Source organism: Methylophilus sp. 3sh_L, from assembly GCF_046766015.1.
Taxonomy (GTDB): domain Bacteria; phylum Pseudomonadota; class Gammaproteobacteria; order Burkholderiales; family Methylophilaceae; genus Methylophilus.
The window spans coordinates 360,981-376,691 of the sequence record NZ_JBKOUF010000002.1 but is presented as its reverse complement, the minus strand read 5'-3'; the positions used below and the strand labels follow the sequence as shown (position 1 = coordinate 376,691).

Below are 15,711 nucleotides of genomic sequence, written 5' to 3'. Positions count from 1 at the left end.
CTTTTAAACCGGGAACTTGCCATGGCCGACAATAAAACCAAAAAACTCAAATCCTCAGCCAATGATGATATCGTCAAAGTTGCGGCGATCCAGATGGCTTCCAGCCCGAGTGTTTCTGCCAATCTGGTTGAAGCCAAACGCCTGATTGAAATGGCCGCCAAAGCAGGCGCCAAATTAGTGGTCCTGCCCGAATACTTTTGCATCATGGGCTTAAAGGACTTTGACAAGGTCACCATCCGCGAAAAACCGAATGCCGGCCCTATCCAGCAGTTTTTAAGCAAAACAGCGAAAGCCTACAAAATCTGGATTGTCGCTGGCACGGTGCCGCTGGAAAGCCACTACGCCAACAAAGTGCGCAACAGCTGTCTGGTGTATAACGACAAAGGCGAACAAGTCGCCCGTTACGACAAGATTCACCTGTTTGGCATGGATATGGGCACCGAGCATTACCATGAAGAAAACACTATTGAACCTGGTGATACCGTCGTCACCGTAGACACCCCTTTTGGCCGGATCGGGCTATCGATTTGTTACGACTTGCGCTTTCCCGAGCTGTTCCGTGCCATGGGCGACGTCGACATGATTGTCGTGCCCTCAGCCTTTACCGAAACCACCGGCAAAGCACATTGGGAAACCCTGGTACGTGCACGCGCGGTAGAAAACCTGTGCTACGTGGTTGCGTCTGCACAAGGCGGCTACCATTTATCTGGCCGCGAAACCCATGGCAACAGTATGATTGTCGACCCGTGGGGCGTAGTGCTTGACCGCTTACCACGCGGTTCAGGCATTGTGATTGCCAATGTTAACCGCAACTATATTAAAAACCTGCGCGAAAGCTTGCCTGCGCTTAAACACAAAACGATTAAAGCACTTTAATGAAAACCCTGAGCAGGATGGCGGCACTCTTAAGCCAAGAGTCACTCAAACCTTAACCCACTTGCTCACCAGATGCTGAAAGTAAACTAGACCCATGACGCAAACACACCTGACCACGGCCAACGATTTACTGCTCCGCCCCGCCGGACTGGATGCTGAAGCACTGACCAATGTGCTCTCAGGCATGATGACGCACAACATCGACTACGCCGACCTTTATTTTCAGTATAGCCGCAGCGAATCCTGGGGCCTGGAAGAAGGCCAGGTCAAATCCGGAAGTTTTAATATTGACCAAGGCGTTGGTGTGCGCGCCGTGAGTGGCGAAAAAACCGCTTTTGCCTATTCGGATGACATTCATCTCGACGCCCTGCAACAGGCTGCCAGCGCGACCCGTGCTATCGCCAGCCTGGGACAAGAAAAAACCGGCCATAGCATCGTGACACGCAGCCATGTGCCGCTTTACCTGCCACAAGACCCCATCGCCAGCCTAAGTGCTGACGCCAAGGTCAAGCTGCTCGAAAAACTTGAGCGTTACGCCAAAGCGCAAGATCCACGCGTCACGCAAGTCATGGCCTCCATGGCTGCCGAGTATGAAGTCGTGATGGTCGCCCGCAGCGACGGTGTCATGGCTGGCGATGTGCGCCCGCTGGTAAGGGTCTCGCTGCAAGTCATCGCCGAGCACAATGGCCGTCGCGAACAAGGCTCTAGCGGTGGCGGTGGCCGTTTTGATTACAGCTACTTCACCGATGAAGTGCTGCAAGACTACGCACAAAAAGCCGTGCATCAAGCCCTGGTCAATCTAGACGCGCGCCCTGCCCCTGCGGGCAGCATGACTGTCGTCCTCGGCAGCGGCTGGCCTGGCATCTTGCTGCATGAAGCCATCGGTCACGGCCTCGAAGGGGACTTTAACCGTAAAGGCAGCAGCGCCTTCAGCAACATGATCGGCCAACAAGTGGCCGCCAAAGGCATCACCATCGTCGACGACGGCACTATCAAAGACCGCCGCGGCTCGCTGACCATGGATGACGAAGGTAACGCCCCGGAAAAAACCGTCTTGATTGAAGACGGCATTCTGCGCGGCTACATCCAGGATACGCTCAACGCCCGCCTGATGGGCATGAACCTCACCGGCAATGCCCGCCGCGAAAGCTACGCGCATATCCCCATGCCGCGTATGACCAACACCTACATGCTCAACGGCGACAAAGACCCGCAAGAGATTATCAAATCAGTCAAAAAAGGCCTCTACGCAGCCAACTTTGGCGGCGGCCAGGTGGATATCACCAGCGGAAAATTCGTCTTCAGCGCCGCTGAAGCCTACATGATTGAAGATGGCCAAATCACCTACCCGGTGAAAGGTGCAACCCTGATTGGTAACGGCCCGGACGTACTGACACGTGTCAGCATGGTCGGGAATGATATGGCGCTGGATAGTGGCGTGGGGACTTGCGGCAAGGAAGGTCAGAGTGTGCCTGTGGGGGTAGGACAACCTACGTTGAGGATTGACGGGTTGACGGTGGGTGGGACTTCAGCCTAGTTAATTTTAATTAGCTTTTGATATCTAAACTCTTGGATAAGCTAGCTATTACAATAGTCTGAGATCAGTATACAAACAAATAGTAAATTTTAATGCTCATTTTAATTGCCGCTTTAGGTCGCTAATTTGCGAACATAATTAGGTAGAGTTTATATGGACTACATTACCGTTCTCACGCATATTGATCGCCTGAAGAGTTCCATAGGCGTGATAGGGAAGGGAGAGCAATCTGCTCGTCTACGTGGAATTCAGGCACAAATAATAGAGTTCATGATCCAAGTAGTAGGTCCCAAAAGCTCTTTTGTTCGTATGGCCGAGAATGCTGGTGGCATCTCTGAATACTACGCATCAATTCTGAATTCCTCGCTAGACTCACTGCGGTCGCACATAGAAGCTGGTTTGCTTGACGAAATTTCACCTACTCGTCGAGCACAACTTGATGTTGTATCTGACTTTCTGGAGCAGGCTCAGTTGCTACTTGGAGCTAAAGGAGTTCATCCGGCGGCCCCGATCGTTCTTATAGGCGCATCTCTTGAAGAGTTCTTACGCACATGGATTGATGAGGCTGATATTTCCTTAGGCCAGCGAAAACCATCTATAGACAGCTACACTCAAGTATTGTTAGCAGAGAATCTAATATCCAAACAAGATGCAAAGGACATTACTGCATGGGCTGGCTTAAGAAATCAAGCAGCCCATGGTGAATGGGAGGAAGTCTCAAACAAACAACGAGCATACCTCATGCTTGAGGGTGTCAACCTTTTCATGCGAAAGTATAGTAACCCCAAATGAACTCTATAATTTAAGACTTTAAATACGCATATGGAAGCCTTGTAGGGTGGGCAATTCGTTGCCCACGCGGCCAGTAATTCCTGAATAGATCTGCACCCAACCATCTCCATCACATTTGAAGTTACCTCGCGTGGGCAACAAGTTGCCCACCCTACGGCCTTATTAGTTTATAACTTCAAATTACGCAGACCAAACCAAGCGATATACGCATAACAAATCACTGGTAACACAAAGGCATGATGTATTCCCAAGCGATCAGCGAGCAAGCCGGTCAAAAGTGGGATCACTGCGCCGCCCACAATCGCTGTTGCGAGCAAGCCTGAGCCTTTTTTCTCTTGGCCTGCTTTTAAGCCTTTAATGCCGAGTGTGAAAATAGTCGGGAACATAATGGAGTTACACAAGCCGACCAGCACCATGGTAGCAATCGCCAGATTGCCTGTGCTTTGCATGGAGACCAGAATAAACATGACTGAGAGCAATGCGTGGGTGATGAGCACCTTGGCGGGGGCGAATGCCTTGAGGGTGAAGATGCCGATAAAGCGGCCGACCATGGCGCCGCCCCAGTACAAAGCCACCAACGGTGCGGCCTGGGTTTCAGCGACATGGCTGATTTCCATCACATAGTTGACCAGAAAACTGCCTATAGACACTTCAGCACCCACATAGGCAAAAATGCCGATTACGCCCAATAGCAGGCCTTTTTCTTTTAATACTTCAGACCAGCGGCTCTGGTCCGCTTCTGCGCTTTCCATGCCTGACAGGTTGAGTTTGGAGAGCACCAGCGCAATCACAATTAAGACGCCTGCAATCAGAAAGTAAGGGTAGACGACGCCTTCCGCATACACGGAATTGGTGAGTCCAGAGAGGATGAAATAAGCGCCAAAAAACGGGGCGATAAAGGTGCCGAGTGAATTAAACGCTTGCGCCATGGTGAGCCTGGAAGAAGCGGTTTCTTTAGGGCCGATGATGGAGACGCATGGATTCGCGGCCACCTGCAATAATACGATGCCGGACGCGAGCACGAACAAGGCGCCTAGGAACAAGGCGTAGGTATGCAACAACACCGCCGGGTAAAAAAACAGGCAGCCCAGTGCAGCCAGGGCAAAGCCGATCACCATGCCCTTTTGGTAGCCGACTTGCTCAATCAACTTGCTGAAAGGAATGGAGGTCAGGCCATAAGCGGCAAAAAAGCAGAACTGGATTAAGGCCGCCTGGGCATAGCTCAGGGAAAAGATGGCTTTGAGGTAAGGCACCAGAATATCGTTCAGGCAGGTGATAAACCCCATCATAAAAAACAGGATGGTCAGCGAGGTGAGTGCTTTTTTGTACATATTTATTTTAAAAAATAATGAATTGCCGTCACTACACCATAGATGCGCAGACTTTGGAAGAGCCTCCATGATTTTGTAAATCCAGTGAACTTGCGTGGGAAAACTGCTTCAAACAGCAAAAATAGCTGACACATATCAAATTCCCTGCATATTCAGGAAGTTAGCCGCTTGACCATGACGGGTTGCAGTTTGTAATATGACTAAGACAAGGCCACAAGCTTTATTTTCATTCATCTCTAGACCAAGGAGTTATGTATGGCAACCAGCAAGACCACTGATATATCTGCAAAAAAAACCAGCGCCAAAAAAGCGGCCCCTAAAACTGACACCCCAAAAACCAAATCTGCCAGCCCCCGTAAAAAGTCTGTCAAACCTTCTATTATCACCAGCGAAGAGCGTTACAAGATGATTGAAGTTGCGGCTTACTATATTGCAGAGAAAAACGGCTTTGGTGATAGCCACATGGATTATTGGCTACAGGCTGAGAAAGAAATTGACCACAAGCTGAATGCCTGATGACTCGATCGCCAGGCTTACATCGTCAACTTATTAAGATGCATTCAAAGCCTGGCTATCATCGGTTAATGCTTTTGCGGTGCATTAAACGAACGATAAATTGGATCTTTACGTGCAAACCGAATATCGGCTCCACTGTGTTTAACGTATTCAAGATACGAAACAATCACCGGATGACTCAAACGTAGTCCATAGGCAATATAGGGATAATCCGACAGGGGCACATCCCGTTCAAAAAATTTCCAGTGAGGGCTTTTGTTATAAAAGCGCTCCACCAGACTAGTGACAGCCACCAGTTGGTATTGCCCCCGTGGACCAAGTGCAAGCCACGGACCTCCAGAATCACCCACAGTAGGCATGGGTAAGTGCTGGTCATATTGCTGGGTTTTGACGTTTAAGCGATTTACAGCAAGCAATACATTATCCAGATGCGCAAGCTCTTTGGTATATTCGAATTGTGCACGCGACTTGAGATGCAGCATTTCGTCCTCTAACTGATAAGGTGCTGGCAGGATCTCTGTGAAATCTTTTACCGTTTGTATGATTAATCGCTCGCCACAACGCGGTTGTCTTGTATCAGGCTCAAGATAACCTCGCCCATATCCGCAAATCATCAACTCATCCGGTAAGGGCTCATCCTGCATAATTTCTAGAGGCTGAATATTCTCGGGGACAGTGGCCTCAAATACCAACACGGCAACATCAAGGGTGATATCTTCGGAAACTTCTTCATAAGGCCGATAAAATGTCTGCCGAATCTTCACATCCTGAAGACCTAATTGATCTGCCTGCGCAATTTTGACATCAGGCAAGCCGTCAGATGCTCCCAATTTAGCTTCTCGCAAGCAATGGGCGGCTGTGATGAGGGTCAGAGGCTTGACCCCAACGACAATCGCACTACAAACCGAATCGTAATACTCCCAGGTATCTGTGGAGTGTAAAAAATGTGCATGTTGAATATTGATTTTAACCGTGGAGATCGCCTGGGCAGGGAAGGTTTCACCGTGTATCAGTGCCCATGTCGAACTAGGCCATGCAAACATCAACAGCCAAAGCCATGTTCTGCACAGGCATCTGACACACAATGCACTCTTCAATACTCTAGCCATAGCGCGTAGCCTCGATGACGGACTCACCCCCATACTACGCCCCCAAATTATTGTGGCAAGTTTTTTTGTGCGTTATTTCTTAAAACAATGGGACCAAAACAGGTTTCAAGTGCTGGATCATCGTCATCGCATGAAATAAATGAATATCCATCAGGCCGGAATAGTAAATAGGAGACCACCTCTTTATTTGTGTCAGTGACTTGCTTGGTACAGTCTTTTGCTTTGTTGCTCTGTGTGACTCGATGCGTCAGCTTAAAAAAACCATGCTCATCTGGTTGAGGTGTCACTTCATATTTGGCTTCAAGTTGCTCGTCACCACTGGTAAATGCCGCAACCCCATCTTCACGAAACCAGTAAGTTTCCATACATTCAGTTTCTGGCACCTTGGATTCCCAATAACCGATCAAAGGGTGTTTAAGAGAGCGTGGATCCTCAGCATACGCTGAGGGAATATTTAATAAAGAAGTTACTCCCAGGCTCAAAGATAGCAAGCAAAATAAAGCCTTTTTGTTTTGTATGACTGTCATGATTTTCTCCTGATGACCTTGCACGATTTACGTGATTGTTTAATTTTTTCAAAGCAAAGGTACGTTAACGATGCCCCACAATCATCCCAAACAATCCACAGCCCATTAATGATTGTCACGAACATCGCCTCTGTGACTTGAACGGACAAAAAAAAATCCCCAACGCCAGTTGGGGATTTTTATATCAGGAATAACTAATAGCAGTATTCGTGAAAAAGTCTTATTTCATCACGCGGTTACGGTATTCACCAGTACGGGTATCGATCTCAATTTTGTCGCCCTGGTTTACAAACAGAGGCACTGGAATTTCGAAACCGGAAGCGATTTTGGCTGGTTTCATGACTTTACCTGAGGTATCACCTTTGACTGCTGGCTCGGTGTAAGTGATTTCACGCACTACAGTGGTTGGCAGTTCGATAGAAATGGCTTTGCCTTCATAGAAACGCACTTCACATGGCATACCATCTTCAAGGTATGGCAGTGCATCTTCCATAAACTCAGCGTCTACATCATACTGGTTGTATTCAGCGTCCATAAATACGTAAGTTGGGTCTGCAAAGTAAGAGTAAGTCACTTCTTTCTTTTCCAGCACGATGACATCAAACTTGTCCTGTGCGTTGTAGACGTTTTCGCTAGGCGCTTCAGTCAACAAGTTTTTCATTTTCATTTTAACCACAGCCGCGTTACGGCCGGATTTGTTGTATTCAGTTTTTACAACCACCATCGGGTCGTTGCCAATCATCACTACGTTGCCAACGCGGAGTTCTTGAGCGATTTTCATAATAAGCCTTAATTTGTATGCGGGATTTGAAAACGCCGGATTATACCCGATATGCATGACATTTCTCAAGAAAACAAGGCATTAAGTAGTTACGTATGCAAATGACTGTGTTGGTCGCTACGCAGCAGCGAGTTTGACTGCATATAGGGCCTTGCTGCCTGCGCTAGATGCACCTTGCACCTGAATACGCCTACTCACTTAAGCCCATGTTTTCTTAATAAATTTTCTCAATAAAATTGACCAACTGCGTGGCGAGATCGGACTGCTGTGATTGTTTTGATTTAAACGCCTGTGCATGGCTGGCAAGCGCGGGCAAGGCCTCCAGCAATGATGGCCATAGCGCTGGGCTCCATTCACCGCGCGCCCAAGCCAGCATGGCTAGGCGCAACAGGTCAGCCACCGGCAAATCCGCCTGCGCCAGATAGTGATCGAGAAAGGCATTGAGTTTAATCAAGTGCGTTTCTTCGCTTTGTTGATAGGGCAGCCAGATCATGGGTTTGCCCGCCCAAAGTGCCCGTATCCAGCTATCCTCACCGCGCACAAAATTGAAATCACACAGGTAAAGCAAACGATCATAATCCGCTTGTGATAAAAACGAGATGACTAAAAACGTGCACTGTTGGCGCTGGATTTGCTCGCCCACACGCAATGCAGCCACCCCCAGCACATTTGCCAGCATGGGGGCCACCGTTTCTGGCACCAGCACACGCACTGGTTGCGGGGAATGGACAAGAGAGGCCACCAGCGCCGCCAGCGGGGCATGCGCATAGCAAAACAATGAGAGTGTGAGTGACTGCGGTGCAGCGGTCAGCATAGGTGCAAATTCAAATGCGGACCAGTCTGCGGTGGCCTGCCATGCAGGCAAGCTGGCCTCACGTAACAAGCCACCCGTTTGTGGCGTAAAGCCAGGATAAAAGAAATAACGAATCAAACCATTGGCTTGCGGTGAGGGGTGGGCATGAAAGCCCTCGACCCAGCGTTCTGCGGATAAATAATCCACATTGACCCAAGTAACCTGAGCGCCCAGCATGGCCTGCTGGTAAGCCTCTGGCAAGCCGCAGCCAAAGGTTTCAATGACGACGTCGGCGGTTTGCGAGAAATCTGCATCCGCGGTCCAATGTTGTAACTGGATATGCGCATGCCCTGCCCTGGCAAACCGCTCGGCCAAGGCAAGGTCATCTACCCATAACCGTAAGGCGATACCGTATTCCTCAGCCAATTGCCTGGCCAAGCGCCAGCAGACGCCAATATCACCAAAGTTATCCACCACCTTGCAAAAAATATCCCAGCGGCTGTGTTTAAGCGCAGAGGGGATGGCGTGAGCTGGAGATGAAGCAAGCATGGGAATAGGAAAAAATGTGAGAGAACCCACACAAGGCAGAAAACGCGTAGTCTACCCGATCTTGCCCGCTACGGGCAGCGGGGAGTTTATGCCGCAGAGGCTGTGGTCATTTCAGCAGTTTCCAGCCAAGTCAGTTGCAACAACTTGGCATCGGTAGAGGCACGATGTGGCTCCAAGGCCATTTGTTCACGCAGGCGCTGCTTGGTGTCATGCCAGATGGCTTTCTGCTCCATGGTGAGCGTGAGACCCAAGTCTTCAAGCTTGAATTGCGGGCTCAAATCAGCTGCCTCATACAAGCGGTGTAACCAGACAAAATCCTGATACCAGCCATCGGTATATACCGTTTTGCCATTGAGCATATGATTTAAATGCAAAGCAATTTCGCGTGCTGTCGCGCCATCGCTCTCCAGCGACTGGCGGGATTGGTGATGCAGTTTTTCCGCCTCATCATCCCAATGCAGCCAGTCAGCATGCGGCTGGACTTGTGCACTCCAGGTCTGCCCACTGCGATCGACATAGCCGATCTCTACCGGATAACTACCAGCGCCAAAGCCGGAGGCTTCAATGTCCAGGATGATAGGTGGGTTCATGGCAATTCTCTGCATTGTTTTTCTAATGTAGTCATCGTCAAAAAGACGGACTTCTTTAATCAACCAGAATTATACGCAGGAATGTGACGTGCAAATGAATTAAAAGCATTTGTTTTCAACCGCTTATTAAAACTTAGCCCAACACACTTAGCTGGACATTTTACTAGCTGACTATTTTATCTATTAGTCGGTAAACACTGTGGAATGTCCGGCGACTCCTTGCGCTCAGGCATAACGGATATCAATAATTTCATATTCGGTTTCAGCGCCTGGCGTCACCACGCGGATGGTATCCCCCAGATTTTTGCCCAACAGGGCCTTCGCCATCGGCGAAACCCAGGAAATATACCCCTGCGAAGGATCCAGTTCATCCTGGCCAACAATCCGTATGGTTTTTTCGCTGTCATCGCCAAGGTTAAACAAGGTAACCCAGGCGCCAAAATACACTTTCTCGGTATTGGTCTGAGTCTGGCTGTAGACAATCTCGGCAGCATCCATGCGTTTGGTTAAAAAACGGATGCGTGAATCAATCTGCCGCAAACGGCGTTTACCATAAATATAATCACCGTTCTCGCTACGGTCACCGTTACCCGCCGCCCAGCTCACCACACGGACCACCTCTGGCCGGTCCACTTTAATCAGGTATTGAAACTCTTTCTCCAGGGCGGCATAGCCCTCGGGGGTGATGTAATTTTTTTGTTCAGCCATTCCACTTCGTATCCATTTTTGCGATATCCATTTTTCAGCGACGGACGCGGTTTCCAGCAGCGATATGCTTGTCGAGCATACCATACAACGGTTTTTTGGTGCTGCCAGCCTGGGTAGAAATGCTTACGTCGCCTGACATTTATGAATCTTTTGTGAAGTTTCGATTAAAGTGCTTTAGTAAACAATTTGTTTTACGTAAATGGCTTGAAGCGTTGCAATCCGCACGCCTGTGCTGGCCAAAGGCTAGCGGTTTAGTTTGTCCCTGAGGAATTGCATGAAGAAGTCTCTCTCTCATTTGAATGTCGGCACCCGTTTGTTTTTAAGCTATGCCGTGCTGATTTTATTTACTACCTTTATTTTTGTGATTGCTTGGCGCGGGTTTAGTCATATCCACCAGACCTGGCAACAGTTTGAAACCGTCCAATTGACCAAACGAACCCAGATCGAAAACGCCAGCAAGGGCTTGGGGGATGCGGTACACCACTTTAAAAATTACATCCTGAGAGGGGGCCGCGAAGCCCGCAAATTTGAACAAGGCCTCAATGATATTGAACAAGCCATGCAAGCCTATGCGGCCACCGGCGCGCTCAATGCCCAGGAAAAAGAGATTTTAGGTAATATTGCCCTCGCCCTGACCACTTATCGTGATGCAATGAAGCGCAGTGAAGCACTCAAAACAGAAGGCATGGGCGTGACGGAGATTGATGCCACGGTCAAAGGTGCAGATAAGCCCTTGAGCCACTCGCTCAGGCTGTTGATGGATATGAATATCGCAGGCGTGTCGGATGCCTCAGCGAAATTTGCATCCACCATCGCCAGTGCAAACAAGCAAATCGAAATCGCCTTAGTGGTCGCCATCGTCATGGCCATGCTGATTGCCTGGAAAATGACCCACTCCATCACCAGACCGCTAGATCAGGCACTGAGCATGTCGCAGCATATCGCCAATGGTCAGTTTATTGTTCATGCAGCGGCACAAGGGAGCGACGAGACTGCCCGGCTGTTAAACGAAATGCAGCGCATGCAAGCCAATATTCAGAACATCGTGCAATCCCTGAATGAAATGTCCAGTCAGCACCGGGCCGGCATGATTGATTACCGTATCGACAGCAGCCAATTTGCAGGCGCCTACCAGCAACTTACCAGCGGCATCAACCAAATGGTTGAGGAGCATATCCAGGCACAAACACAGTCTTTGCAGGTGGTGACCGCTTTTGGTGAAGGCGATTTTAACCAGCCACTCGCCACCTTCCCTGGTCAACGCAGCTATATCAACCAAAGCATTGAGCAAGTGAGACAGAATTTCAAACGCCTGATGGAAGATGTGCATACGCTGTCAGCGGCGGCGGAACAAGGCCAGCTCTCGACACGCGTCGATGAATCACGTCATCAGGGTGAATTCAGGCAAATTGTGGCCGGCTTTAACCAGACTCTGGATGCCGTGGTCACGCCCTTGCAGACCACGGCGCATTATCTGGACCAGATGGCTGCAGGCCATATTCCAACCCAGATTGACACCCAGTTTTCCGGTGACTTTAACCTGATGCAAACCAGCCTACAGCACTGCGCACAGGCGATTCACCAGTTGATCAGCGATGTTCACCACCTGGCCTCGGACGCACAACAAGGCAAACTGGATACACGGGTAGACGTTGAAGCACACGCCGGGGATTTCCGCCAGATTATCCAGGGCATCAACCAGACCCTGGACGCGGTGGTCTCGCCGCTACATGTGGCGGCAGACTGCGTCAAACGCATTGCGGCAGGAGATCTGCCAGCGCCTATCCATAACCAGTACCATGGCGATTTTAAGGTGTTGATCAACAACTTGAACACCTGCATTCTGTCCGTGAAGCGACTGGTAGCCGATACGCGGCAGATTGCCGATGAGGCACATAAGGGCCAACTTTACAGCCTGGTGGATGTGACGGCGCATGCCGGTGATTTCAGGCTGGCTTTGCAAGGCTCGCAAGAGATTCTGCAGCGAATGGTGGCGCCGGTGAGCACCGTCAAACAAGCGGCTGAAACCATACAGGTGGCAGCCGCAGAAATTGAAAAAGGTAATAATGACTTGTCACGCCGGACCGAGACACAGGCCAATGCCTTGCAAGAAACCTCAGCCAGCCTGGAGACACTGACCAGCCATATCAAGCAAACCGCCGACCACGCCCGTCAGGCGCGCCAGCAGGCCAGCCAGGCCAACCAGATGGCGCTGCAAGGTGGCGAGGCCTTTAAAGCGCTGTCGACCACCATGCAAGGCATTAATGACACCTCAGACCAGATTGCCCAAATCACCAGCGTGATTGACAGCATCGCCTTCCAGACCAACATCCTGGCACTGAATGCCGCAGTAGAAGCTGCGCGGGCCGGTGAGGCTGGCCGCGGCTTTGCCGTCGTGGCGGGCGAAGTACGCAACCTGGCCACCCGCTCGGCCGCCTCAGCCAAAGAGATCAAGGAACTGATTGCCGCCTCAGTCAGCCAGACCAATATCAGCGCCAAACAAGTGGGGCAAGCTGGCCGCACCATGCAAGATATTGTGTTGGCGGTGCAACAGGTCTCCAGTAGCATAGGCGCCATCTCCGAGGCCGCCGGTCAGCAAAGTGACGGCATGCAGCAGATTTATGCCTCCATGACCGCCATAGACGAAACCACGCAGCAAAATGCCGCCCTGGTAGAAGAGGCTGCCGCGGCCGCAGAAAGCATGCTGGAGCAAGTACATACCCTGGTAGCCTCCGTCAACCAGTTCAAACTGGAACAAACACCAGCGGACACACTAGACCTGCCGCATCAGAGGTGGCGCTTAAGTGCCTAAGTGCCTGAGTTTGCCTCCCAAACACTCTCAAAAAGTAGTCATAAAAAATGCTCCCATCTTGGGAGCATTTTTATTGGCATATAGGGTTCTGATAATTTTTACTGATGGTCGTCGTTGACCTTCAATACGTTGTGGACATAATAACTCGTCTCGCCAAAACAGCTGGATGGGACGCCCTTGTGCTCTTCATATTGCAAGCGGACGCGATCTCCCGACAAAGCATTGATTTTGGTAATCACGCTCGGATCGCGCACCGTGAAGTAAAACTTCTCAGCCTGGGTGCCAGGTACGGTGACCAGCACCAGCTCGCCTTCCCAGGTTTTGCACAGCCAGCCTTTATTCGAGAGTTTTTGCACATAGCCGACACGGTCCCCCGATGAATACACCCAACTCAAACTGGCCCAGGTATACAGTGCAAATAAGGCCAAAGGCAACAGTAACCATAGTAGCCACTTCAATACACGCATGTTTAAAATCCTGCTCTTCCGTTAATGATGAACTGTATGGCTGAATCATAAGGGATGAATCATTGTTTCAGCCATCTTTATTGTAATCCTGAATGCAAGTCTTGCGGCCGCGAGGCCACTGATTTAAGCCGGCGCTTTCAGGGCAATCGCACGCACTTCAAAGCGGTGCTGATCCAGCATCTGCCCATGCTTGTCGCGCAGGCTCAACACATGGGGCCCCGGCGCTGGCAAAGAAACCGTCAACGCCGATAAACGGCATTGGTTAATCAATTGCTGATCCAGATAAAGACAGCCCTGCCCGCTTAAGGCGGCTTGTACCAGCAAGACCTGCTTACGGTCAGGAATATCCGGATCTGGCGCAATGACGGCGCCGGCCGGTGGCGCAATCAGCTGGGCCCGTACTGGCGCCAGATGGATTGTGGCAGCAGCAGGGATCGCAGCATCAGCCACGACCCATTCCTGCCGCGGTGCCTCAATGGCTGGCACATAATGCACGGTTTGCGCCATGACACCAGCTGGCGGCGCTGGCGGCATGAACGCGCTATCCCGGTGCAGATATTCCATGATGTCACGCCAGACTGGCGCTGCACCTGTCACACCGGACACATCCCACATCGGCTCGCCGGAAAAATTACCCACCCAGACCCCTACTGTATAGCGCTGACTGTAGCCGATGGCCCAGTTGTCGCGCATGCCTTTGCTGGTGCCGGTTTTCACTGCCGCCCATCCCCGCGTTGATAGTGGGCTGGACAAGCCAAAAGTCATGCTACGCGCCACCGGGTCAGACAAAATATCGCCAATGATAAAACTGGTTTGCGGCGTAAACACCCGGTGCGTTGGGAGCATGTGTTTGCTGCTTGTTTGAAAACGGAAGGGCTGCCACTGGCCACCGTTGGCCAATGCCCGATAAGCATTGGTGAGCTGAAGCAAGTTGGTTTCTGCGCCGCCCAAGGCAAGGCCAAAACCGTAAAAATCGGCATCCTGTTTCAAATCCTGCAAGCCCAACTGCTGCAGGGTGTGTAAAAACCGGTCCACACCGACCAGGGTTAATGCACGCACGGCAGGCACGTTTAACGAAGAGGCGAGCGCAGTGCGCACACTGACCGCGCCATGAAAATGGCGGTCATAGTCTTGCGGAATATACAAGCCGCTGGGCGTAGTCAGTGCCAGTGGCGAGTCATCCAGCACAGAGGCGGCTTGCAACCAGCCCTGATCTATCGCCAGTGCATACAAAAATGGTTTGAGCGTAGACCCTGGCTGCCGCAACGCGGCCACGCCATCCACCGCTGCAGCCCCGGATAAATCGCCGCTGGAGCCAACATAGGCCAGTACCTCGCCACTGGTATTGTCAAGCACCAGCACCGCGCCGTCGGTCACATGCTGGCTGGCCAGTTGAGCCAGATGGGTTTGCAATGTTTGCCGGGCAAAACGTTGCACACTGGCATCCAAGCTGCTGCGGTCACGCTGTCCGGCCTGTGTGAGCAACCGCCTGGCCACATGAGGCGCATCATCCTGCCCGGCCAGGGGGAAAGGCCGTTTCGGCAACAAGGCGGCGCGTATCCACAAGCGCTCGCAGTCTTTGTGTGCATCCTGCGTGTGCGTATGCGTCAGCACATCGCAAGCGCGCCTGGCCAGACGCGAAGCACTGGCGGCTGGCGCCCGCACCAGTGCTGCCAGCAAGGCCGCATCCAGGCGATCCAGTGCCGCCGGGCCTTTGGCCAGCAAGCCACGCGCGGCCGCATCGATGCCCACCAATTCGCCACGAAACGTCACCCGATTTAAATACGCCTCAAGAATCTGGTTTTTTTGCCAATCATGATCCATGGCCAGAGCCAGACGAATTTGTGCAAGCTTGAAGCGCCATGGCGAAGTGTGTGAAAAGCCGGGCTGGGTGTCTTGCAGCCATAACTTGGCTAACTGCATGGTCAATGTACTCCCGCCGCGTCGATGCGGGCGATGCAGGTTATCCCAGATGGCAGACAACAGGGCCCACGGATCCACCCCTGCATGCTGATAAAAGCGCTTGTCCTCGGCCACCAGGATGGCTTGCTGCAAGCGTGGGGAAATTTGCGCCAATGGCACCCAATCCAGCCGGCGGTAATCATGATTCAGGCGCAGGCGTTGCAGCGGTGCACCATGCCGGTCGAGCAGCCAGGCCTCAGAGCTCTGGCTGTGTTGCTTAAACTGGTTGAAGTCCGGCGCCCTCACCGTCGCCACCCACAGCATCAACAGCAGCATCCCGGCCAGCAAGGCGAGCGCTGCAAGGCGCAGCGGACGCCTGCGCAGGCTGGACCACAATGGCAGCAAGTAACGGCGCATGTAT

At 51.4% G+C, this 15,711-nt stretch carries 14 protein-coding genes; 5 read left to right on the top strand and 9 right to left on the bottom strand.

Features of this window, described 5'->3' with window-relative positions; genetic code table 11:
* The first annotated feature begins 21 nt into the window (after nt 1–21).
* The 3 genes from ACIDF8_RS07370 to ACIDF8_RS07360 all read left to right on the top strand — a co-directional run bounded on the left by ACIDF8_RS07370 (nt 22) and on the right by ACIDF8_RS07360 (nt 3,205).
* Nucleotides 22–876 (top strand): carbon-nitrogen hydrolase family protein, encoded by an 855-nt coding sequence (locus ACIDF8_RS07370; RefSeq protein WP_412009970.1) that lies wholly within the window; start codon nt 22–24, stop codon nt 874–876.
* A gap of 94 nt (nt 877–970) precedes the next feature.
* Nucleotides 971–2,413 (top strand): metalloprotease TldD, encoded by a 1,443-nt coding sequence (tldD, locus tag ACIDF8_RS07365; RefSeq protein ID WP_412009969.1) that lies wholly within the window; start codon nt 971–973, stop codon nt 2,411–2,413.
* Nucleotides 2,414–2,566: 153 nt separating this feature from the next.
* On the top strand, nt 2,567–3,205 hold the full coding sequence (locus ACIDF8_RS07360) for a hypothetical protein (protein WP_412009968.1): 639 nt from the start codon (nt 2,567–2,569) through the stop codon (nt 3,203–3,205).
* A 167-nt stretch (nt 3,206–3,372) separates the two neighbouring features.
* On the opposite strand, the gene ACIDF8_RS07355 is transcribed toward ACIDF8_RS07360, so the two are convergent.
* Nucleotides 3,373–4,536 carry a sugar MFS transporter gene (locus ACIDF8_RS07355; protein WP_412009967.1) on the bottom strand — a complete coding sequence of 388 codons (1,164 nt, stop codon included), beginning with the start codon at nt 4,534–4,536 and terminating at the stop codon, nt 3,373–3,375.
* 255 nt (nt 4,537–4,791) lie between these two features.
* Here ACIDF8_RS07355 and ACIDF8_RS07350 point away from each other — a divergent pair, with 255 nt between their 5' ends.
* Nucleotides 4,792–5,052 (top strand): DUF2934 domain-containing protein, encoded by a 261-nt coding sequence (locus ACIDF8_RS07350; protein ID WP_412009966.1) that lies wholly within the window; start codon nt 4,792–4,794, stop codon nt 5,050–5,052.
* Between the two features lie 65 nt (nt 5,053–5,117).
* Here the strand turns inward: ACIDF8_RS07350 and ACIDF8_RS07345 are convergent, their stop codons facing one another.
* The 6 genes from ACIDF8_RS07345 to greB form a co-directional block, all read right to left on the bottom strand.
* On the bottom strand, nt 5,118–6,095 hold the full coding sequence (locus ACIDF8_RS07345; RefSeq protein WP_412010051.1) for a trypsin-like serine peptidase: 978 nt from the start codon (nt 6,093–6,095) through the stop codon (nt 5,118–5,120).
* A gap of 113 nt (nt 6,096–6,208) precedes the next feature.
* A complete protein-coding gene (locus ACIDF8_RS07340) occupies nt 6,209–6,688 on the bottom strand; it encodes a hypothetical protein (protein ID WP_412009965.1) in 480 nt (159 codons plus the stop codon).
* 220 nt (nt 6,689–6,908) lie between these two features.
* Nucleotides 6,909–7,469 (bottom strand): elongation factor P, encoded by a 561-nt coding sequence (efp, locus tag ACIDF8_RS07335; RefSeq protein WP_018986563.1) that lies wholly within the window; start codon nt 7,467–7,469, stop codon nt 6,909–6,911.
* 214 nt (nt 7,470–7,683) lie between these two features.
* Nucleotides 7,684–8,811, bottom strand: coding sequence for an elongation factor P maturation arginine rhamnosyltransferase EarP (gene earP / locus ACIDF8_RS07330; RefSeq protein ID WP_412009964.1), 1,128 nt, complete (start codon nt 8,809–8,811; stop codon nt 7,684–7,686).
* A gap of 86 nt (nt 8,812–8,897) precedes the next feature.
* The gene (locus tag ACIDF8_RS07325; RefSeq protein WP_412009963.1) at nt 8,898–9,401 is read right to left on the bottom strand and encodes a hypothetical protein; all 504 of its coding nucleotides are present in this window, start codon (nt 9,399–9,401) and stop codon (nt 8,898–8,900) included.
* Between the two features lie 225 nt (nt 9,402–9,626).
* Nucleotides 9,627–10,109 (bottom strand): transcription elongation factor GreB, encoded by a 483-nt coding sequence (greB, locus tag ACIDF8_RS07320; RefSeq protein ID WP_412009962.1) that lies wholly within the window; start codon nt 10,107–10,109, stop codon nt 9,627–9,629.
* Nucleotides 10,110–10,383: 274 nt separating this feature from the next.
* Here greB and ACIDF8_RS07315 point away from each other — a divergent pair, with 274 nt between their 5' ends.
* On the top strand, nt 10,384–12,921 hold the full coding sequence (locus tag ACIDF8_RS07315) for a methyl-accepting chemotaxis protein (protein ID WP_412009961.1): 2,538 nt from the start codon (nt 10,384–10,386) through the stop codon (nt 12,919–12,921).
* A gap of 98 nt (nt 12,922–13,019) precedes the next feature.
* Here the strand turns inward: ACIDF8_RS07315 and ACIDF8_RS07310 are convergent, their stop codons facing one another.
* Together ACIDF8_RS07310 and pbpC are read right to left on the bottom strand one after the other, a co-directional pair.
* Nucleotides 13,020–13,388, bottom strand: coding sequence for a hypothetical protein (locus ACIDF8_RS07310; protein ID WP_412009960.1), 369 nt, complete (start codon nt 13,386–13,388; stop codon nt 13,020–13,022).
* 123 nt (nt 13,389–13,511) lie between these two features.
* The gene (gene pbpC, locus ACIDF8_RS07305) at nt 13,512–15,707 is read right to left on the bottom strand and encodes a penicillin-binding protein 1C (RefSeq protein WP_412009959.1); all 2,196 of its coding nucleotides are present in this window, start codon (nt 15,705–15,707) and stop codon (nt 13,512–13,514) included.
* Nucleotides 15,708–15,711: the final 4 nt, after the last annotated feature.

Coding starts and splice junctions, on each gene's coding strand:
- ACIDF8_RS07340 (WP_412009965.1), bottom strand. CDS start 6,688: ATGACAGTCATACAAAACAAAAAGGCTTTATTTTGCTTGCTATCTTTG.
- ACIDF8_RS07310 (WP_412009960.1), bottom strand. CDS start 13,388: ATGCGTGTATTGAAGTGGCTACTATGGTTACTGTTGCCTTTGGCCTTA.
- efp (WP_018986563.1), bottom strand. CDS start 7,469: ATGAAAATCGCTCAAGAACTCCGCGTTGGCAACGTAGTGATGATTGGC.
- greB (WP_412009962.1), bottom strand. CDS start 10,109: ATGGCTGAACAAAAAAATTACATCACCCCCGAGGGCTATGCCGCCCTG.
- ACIDF8_RS07370 (WP_412009970.1), top strand. CDS start 22: ATGGCCGACAATAAAACCAAAAAACTCAAATCCTCAGCCAATGATGAT.
- ACIDF8_RS07315 (WP_412009961.1), top strand. CDS start 10,384: ATGAAGAAGTCTCTCTCTCATTTGAATGTCGGCACCCGTTTGTTTTTA.
- earP (WP_412009964.1), bottom strand. CDS start 8,811: ATGCTTGCTTCATCTCCAGCTCACGCCATCCCCTCTGCGCTTAAACAC.
- pbpC (WP_412009959.1), bottom strand. CDS start 15,707: ATGCGCCGTTACTTGCTGCCATTGTGGTCCAGCCTGCGCAGGCGTCCG.
- tldD (WP_412009969.1), top strand. CDS start 971: ATGACGCAAACACACCTGACCACGGCCAACGATTTACTGCTCCGCCCC.
- ACIDF8_RS07345 (WP_412010051.1), bottom strand. CDS start 6,095: ATGTTTGCATGGCCTAGTTCGACATGGGCACTGATACACGGTGAAACC.
- ACIDF8_RS07355 (WP_412009967.1), bottom strand. CDS start 4,536: ATGTACAAAAAAGCACTCACCTCGCTGACCATCCTGTTTTTTATGATG.
- ACIDF8_RS07350 (WP_412009966.1), top strand. CDS start 4,792: ATGGCAACCAGCAAGACCACTGATATATCTGCAAAAAAAACCAGCGCC.
- ACIDF8_RS07325 (WP_412009963.1), bottom strand. CDS start 9,401: ATGAACCCACCTATCATCCTGGACATTGAAGCCTCCGGCTTTGGCGCT.
- ACIDF8_RS07360 (WP_412009968.1), top strand. CDS start 2,567: ATGGACTACATTACCGTTCTCACGCATATTGATCGCCTGAAGAGTTCC.